This is a genomic window from Rothia kristinae NBRC 15354, from assembly GCF_001570865.1.
GTDB lineage: Bacteria > Actinomycetota > Actinomycetes > Actinomycetales > Micrococcaceae > Rothia > Rothia kristinae.
The window spans coordinates 1-5,768 of record NZ_BCSM01000027.1; the positions used below are offsets into that span (position 1 = coordinate 1).

General features: G+C 71.9%; 5 protein-coding genes and 1 pseudogene. 4 read left to right on the top strand and 2 right to left on the bottom strand.

The window, feature by feature from the left end; translation table 11 throughout:
- The first annotated feature begins 204 nt into the window (after nt 1-204).
- The 4 genes from KKR01S_RS10330 (at nt 205) to KKR01S_RS10345 (ending at nt 3,515) form a co-directional block, all read left to right on the top strand.
- Nucleotides 205-993: an ABC transporter ATP-binding protein gene (locus KKR01S_RS10330; RefSeq protein ID WP_058731780.1), complete on the top strand. Its 789-nt coding sequence runs from the start codon at nt 205-207 to the stop codon at nt 991-993.
- Complete coding sequence (locus KKR01S_RS10335) at nt 990-1,925, top strand: TrmH family RNA methyltransferase (protein ID WP_081046087.1); 936 nt, start codon at nt 990-992, stop codon at nt 1,923-1,925. Before KKR01S_RS10330 ends, KKR01S_RS10335 begins: the two co-directional genes overlap by 4 nt.
- Nucleotides 1,926-2,050: 125 nt before the next feature.
- Nucleotides 2,051-2,311 carry a type B 50S ribosomal protein L31 gene (locus KKR01S_RS10340; RefSeq protein WP_058731781.1) on the top strand — a complete coding sequence of 87 codons (261 nt, stop codon included), beginning with the start codon at nt 2,051-2,053 and terminating at the stop codon, nt 2,309-2,311.
- 178 nt (nt 2,312-2,489) lie between these two features.
- Complete coding sequence (locus tag KKR01S_RS10345; RefSeq protein WP_058731782.1) at nt 2,490-3,515, top strand: LCP family protein; 1,026 nt, start codon at nt 2,490-2,492, stop codon at nt 3,513-3,515.
- Nucleotides 3,516-3,549: 34 nt separating this feature from the next.
- Here the strand turns inward: KKR01S_RS10345 and KKR01S_RS10350 are convergent, their stop codons facing one another.
- Nucleotides 3,550-5,214 (bottom strand): ABC1 kinase family protein, encoded by a 1,665-nt coding sequence (locus KKR01S_RS10350; RefSeq protein WP_061225935.1) that lies wholly within the window; start codon nt 5,212-5,214, stop codon nt 3,550-3,552.
- Nucleotides 5,214-5,768, bottom strand: a pseudogene (locus KKR01S_RS11025) (hypothetical protein); the annotation flags it as partial. The pseudogene KKR01S_RS11025 and the gene KKR01S_RS10350, both read right to left, overlap by 1 nt.

Here is a 5,768-nt window from a genome sequence, read left to right on the forward strand (position 1 = left end):
TACCGCGACCCTCCCGTCGCAACCGCAGACGGTGAGCGTGTGGCGCACCAAATCCGGGTGGGTTCAGGACGGCTGCTCCGCGAACCCCCGTGCCTGGGGATGCTGAGACCCTGGCGGGATCGGAGAAGAGTCCCTCTGCGGGCGGCCGACCCGAACCGCGGACCGGGTTGGGTCGGTGCGCGCGCCGTGGCTTAGGGTCGAGGCATGAGCACTGTACTGGATCTGGTCGACGTCTCGGTCGTGCGCGGCGGCCGCGCCCTCCTGGACGGAGTGACCTGGCGGGTGGAGGCCGGGCAGCGCTGGGCCGTGATGGGCCCCAACGGGGCCGGGAAGTCCACGCTGATGAACGTCGCCTCGGCACGGCTGCATCCCACGCGCGGCTCGGTGGACATCCTCGATGAGATCCTCGGGGCCGTGGATGTCTTCGAGCTGCGCCCGCGCATCGGGCTGACTTCCGCCGCCGTGGCCGCCCAGATCCCGGCGGGGGAGACGGTGCGCGACGTCGTCGTCACCGCCGCCTACGGGGTGACCGGGCGCTGGCGGGAATCCTACGACGCCGACGACCACGACCGCGCCGAGCAGCTGCTGGTGGACTGGGGCATCTCCCGCCTGGCCGAGCGGACCTTCGGCACGCTGTCCGACGGGGAGCGCAAGCGCACCCTGATCGCCCGCGCCCTGATGACGGATCCCGAGCTGCTGATCCTCGATGAGCCCGCCGCGGGCATGGACATCGGCGGGCGCGAGGACCTCGTGCAGCGTCTGTCCGCGCTCAATGCCGACCCGGACGCGCCCGCGAGCGTCCTGGTGACCCACCACCTCGAGGAGCTGCCGCAGGGAATCACCCACCTGCTGCTGCTCAGCCACGGGCGGGTCATCGCCCAGGGCCCGTTGGAGGAGGTCCTCACGGACCGCAGCTTCTCCCGCGCCTACCAGACCCCGCTGCGGCTGCGCACCGTCGACGGGCGGCACACGGCCTTCGCCGCGCGCCCATGAGCACCCCGCAGAACGGCCCCGCCCAGCTGGCTGCCCGGCGGGCGCTGGTCGATGCGATCCCCTCGGTGCGTCGGATCGACGCCGAGCAGGTGGAGGCCGCCGACGGGCGAGCCGCGGACCCGGTGCTGCGAGACCTGCGCTTCTACCGGGGGCTGACGGACGTGCGCCTGCGCACCTCCCGGGAAGCCGAGTGGGGCGTCTACCTCGCGGAATCCTCCAAGGTGGTCCGCCGCGCCCTGGCGGCCAGGCACGAGCCGCTCTCCTTCCTCATGTCGGACAAATGGGCCGAGGACCTGGCGGACGTGCTGCGCAGTCATCCGCAGACCCCCGCGTACGTCGCGGAGGACGCCGTGCTGGAGGGTCTGACCGGCTTCCACCTGCACCGCGGCGCCCTCGCGGTGATGCGCCGCCCCGCCCCCGTCCCGGTCGAGCGGGTGCTCGACGGCGCCCGGCGGGTCGCGATCCTGGAGGACGTGGTGGATCACACCAACGTCGGGGGGATCTTCCGCAGCGCCGCCGCCCTGGACGTGGACGCCGTGCTGATCACCCCGCGCTGCGCCGACCCCCTGTACCGACGCTCCATCCGCGTCTCGATGGGCACCGTCTTCCAGGTCCCCTGGGCCCGGCTGGACTCCTGGCCCGCGGACCTGTCCCTGCTGCGCGAGCGCGGATTCACCACGGCCGCCCTGGCCCTCAGCGACGACGCGGTGACCCTGGACCGGCTCGGGCACACCGCCCCGCAGCGACTCGCCCTGGTGCTGGGCACCGAGGGTCACGGCCTGCGCTCGGAGACCCTGGCGGCGGTGGATGCGCGCGTGATCATCCCCATGAGCCACGCCGTGGACTCCCTCAACGTGGCCGCGGCCTCGGCCGTCGCCTTCTGGGAGACCCGCCCGCGGGAGTCCGCCGAGGAAGACGGCGCGCGCCCCTGACCGCGGGGGCCGTCGCGTGGTAGCCTGGGGAGTCGCCGTCGACTCCGACGGCGCCCGCCCGGATGACCGGGCGGGACACCGCGTCCCCAGGCCTGGCAAAATCCAGTCCGCGAGAGGTAGACACCATGCAGACCGATATCCACCCGGATTACCACGAGGTCATCTTCCGCGACCTCGCCTCCGGCAAGTCCTTCCTGACGCGTTCGACCGTCACCAGCTCCAAGACCGACACCTGGGAAGACGGCAACGAGTACCCTCTCGTCGAGGTCGAGATCTCCTCCGAGTCCCACCCCTTCTACACCGGCAAGCAGCGGATCATGGACTCCGCCGGGCGCGTCGAGCGCTTCAACGCCCGGTTCAAGAACTTCGGCAAGTCCGCCAAGTAGGCGGCGACTGCCACCACCGGCTCGGGCCGGGGCGTGCTCACCGGATCGGTGAGCGCGCCCCGGCCCGAGGCGTCTGCGGTCGACCGGGTGGGCCCGTGCCGGTGATCTCGGGGTGAGCCCCGAGCCGCTACAGTGGGATCGACCCGATCCCCGCCAAGCCCGAGCCACCGGAGCACCCATGTCCACCACCCCGGAATCCGCCCTTCCCGAGACCCCATCGCGCCGCAGGCCCTGGTCGCGCCGGCGCAAGGTGCTGACCCTGCTCGGTGTTCTGCTGGTGCTGCTGCTGATCCCGGTGCTGATCGTCGGCGGCTTCCTGTACAAGCTCGGCCACGACTTCGACGCCGACTCGCCCAAGCTCTCCCAGGCGCTGCCCTCGGATGACGCCGGCCGGCCCAAGGAGGATGGCTCCTACAACGTCCTGCTCCTGGGCAGCGACTCCCGCAAAGGAGAGGCGGACGAGAAGGTCGTGAGCGGTCAGCGCTCGGACGCGATCATGCTCGTGCACATCCCCTCCGACGGCGGCGCCGCCTACGTGGTGTCCATCATGCGCGACACCTGGGTGGACATCCCCGGTCACGGCAAAGCCAAGATCAACGCCGGGCTGAACTACGGCGGGATACCCCTGGAGGTGCGGACGATCGAGCAGCTCCTGGGCACGCGCATCGACCACGTCGCAGAGATCGACTTCCAGGGCTTCCGCGACCTGACGAACGCCGTCGGCGGGGTGCCGGTGGATGTGCCCATGGACTTCACCGCCGACGGCCACGAGTTCCGCAAGGGCGAGCAGACCCTCGACGGGGACGAGGCGCTGGCTTTCGTGCGCGACCGGTACAGCTTCCAGGACGGGGACTACCAGCGGGTGCGCGACCAGCGGATCTACCTGCGCGGACTCCTGAAGAAGATCCTCAGCCCCGAGACCCTCTCCAGCCCCACCAAGCTCAGCGACGCCGTGGAGAAGTTCTCCCCGTACGTCTCCGTGGACGAGGACCTCACGGCCCGCGAGATCGTCGCGATGGGCATGAAGGCCGGACCCAGCGGGCTGCGGAACATGACCATGTTCACCCTGCCCAACTCAGGCACCGGGTGGTCCGAGGACGGGCAGTCCATCGTCATCCCGGATGAGGACGCGATCCACCGGCTCTCCCAGGCCCTGGAGAACGGGACCATGGCCGACTACGTCAAGACCATCCCGACGGACTGAGTCCGCACCGGGGCGGGGCCGGCGGGGCGGAGGATCAGCGGCGTCGGCGCGGGCGCAGGGACCAGGCCAGGTACCCGCCGATCATCCCGGCGGAGCCGGCCCCCGCCCCGACCAGCGCCGGGTACCAGGACTTGAACCGGCCCGGGTCCGAGGCGACGATGTGCGCAGACCCGTTGATCACCGCCGCCAGCACGGCTCCGGCCACGACCCGGGTGCCCAGCTTCTCGACCTTGCCCATGAGCTCCTCCAGCTCATCGGCGCGCAGGTGCACGTCGAAGCCGCCGCTCTCCAGCACCCCCAGGACCCGGCGCACGGACTCCGGGGCGTCCATGCCCAACGAGACGGCCTCCTTGGCGGCCTCCCGGGCCCGGCGCAGGAGCATCTCCGGGCTGAGCCGGGAGCGGACGTACTGCTGCGCATAGGGCGTCAGGACGGCCACGATGTCGAAGCCCGGGTCCAGGGTGGTGCCCAGCGCCTCGGCGGTGGCGATCATCTTCACCAGCATCGCCGCCTCCGGGGGCAGGACCAGGTGGTGTCGATGCAGCATCCGCAGCACATCCGTGAGCAGCTGGGCCAGGTTCAGCTCCTGCAGGCTGCGCCCGGTGTACCCGGAGATGATCCGCTGCATGTCCGGTTCCAGGTCCGCGGCCCGGACCTCCTGCTCGGGGCGGGCCGTCAGGCGCACCGTCGCCCGCGCGGCCTGGCGCGCATTGCCCGTGGTGATCCCGACCAGCAGCGGGACCAGGCGATCCCGGAACCGCTCCGAGAGCTCCCCGACCATCCCGAAGTCGATGACGGTGATCGACCCGTCCGGCTGCACGAACAGATTGCCGGGGTGCGGGTCGGCGTGGAACAGGCCCAGCTGGAAGACCATGCGGCACAGGGCCTGCGTGGCCGTGACCGCGAGCAGGTGCCGGTCCACCCCGGCGGCATCCAGCGCGGGGATGTCGCTGATCTTCAGTCCCCGCACCCGATCCTGGGTGAGCAGCGCGCAGCTGCTTGCCTCCCAGTGGATGCGGGGGATGCGGATCCAGGGGTCCTCGGCGAAGAACTCCGCGAAGCGATCGCAGTGCTCGCCTTCGATCGTGTAGTCCAGCTCCTCCTCGATGCGCTGAGCGAACTGCCGGGTCAGCTCCACGACGTCGTAGCCGCGGGCGATCCCGACATAGCGGGAGAGCATCTTGGACAGCTCGGCGAGGATGTCCAGGTCCTGGTGCACGCCCGCGAGCACCCCTGGGCGCCGGATCTTCACGACGACGTCGCGCCCGTCCAGCACGGCGGCGTGGACCTGGCCGATGGAGCCGGTGGCCAGCGGCTGCGGATCGATGCTCTCGAAGGAGGCCAGCAGCTGCTCCTCCGGTTGCCCGTCGAACTGCCCGATCAGACGCTGGAAGGAGACCGGCGGGGAGGAGTCCTGCAGCCGGGCCAGCTCCCGCGTGTAATCCTCCGGCAGCAGATCCTGCCGGGTGGAGGCGAGCTGGCCGAGCTTGACGAAGGTGGGGCCCAGCTCCTCCAGCGCCAGGCGCAGATGCTCGGCCTGGGTGTGCCGATGCTGCGGATCCAGCTGCCGCACCTTCCGCAGGGGAGCGGCCCACGGGGCGGAGAGCACCCCGCCCAGCAGAGACCCCAGGCCGTGCTTGATCAGGACTTCGCCGATCTGCAGGAAGCGGTCGGTGCGGGTGCGGGCGCGCTCCAGCATCAGGCGCCCTCGGTCTCCCGGGTCGCACGACGGGAGGCGCGCTGCGGGGCCCAGTCATAGCCCTCGCCGGGGGAGTCCGCCGCCGGAGCATCCGCCGAGGCGTCCGGAGCGGGATCCTGGGTCTGCGGGGCCGACGCCGTCGGGGCGGGAGCCGTCTCCTCGATCGGGGCTGGGTCCTGGTCCAGGGCCGGATGCCGGATGGGCACCGGCTGCTCGGCGACGTCCAGGCGGGCCAGGTACAGCCCGCAGAAGGCCAGGGAGCCGCCCAGCAGCAGTCCCAGGATGCCCAGGACCGGGCGGACGAACAGCAGGACCACCCCGGCCAGCAGCACCAGCGCCCCCAGCACCCCGATGAGCCAGCCGATCCGCTGATTCGGGCCCCGCTGGGCGCGCGGCGCGCGGGAGGCCCGCGGGGCGGAGGCGCTGCCCGCGCGCCGTCGGGCGGGGCGACGCTGCGCCTCCCGCCGCGGGGCGCGCTGGGAGGACGGGGCCGGGTCCTCGGGCGCGGGAGCGGCGGGGCGACGGGATTCCGGGTGCTTCTCGGCGTGGCTGGG

Coding starts and splice junctions, on each gene's coding strand:
- KKR01S_RS10330 (WP_058731780.1), top strand. CDS start 205: ATGAGCACTGTACTGGATCTGGTCGACGTCTCGGTCGTGCGCGGCGGC.
- KKR01S_RS10335 (WP_081046087.1), top strand. CDS start 990: ATGAGCACCCCGCAGAACGGCCCCGCCCAGCTGGCTGCCCGGCGGGCG.
- KKR01S_RS10340 (WP_058731781.1), top strand. CDS start 2,051: ATGCAGACCGATATCCACCCGGATTACCACGAGGTCATCTTCCGCGAC.
- KKR01S_RS10345 (WP_058731782.1), top strand. CDS start 2,490: ATGTCCACCACCCCGGAATCCGCCCTTCCCGAGACCCCATCGCGCCGC.
- KKR01S_RS10350 (WP_061225935.1), bottom strand. CDS start 5,214: ATGCTGGAGCGCGCCCGCACCCGCACCGACCGCTTCCTGCAGATCGGC.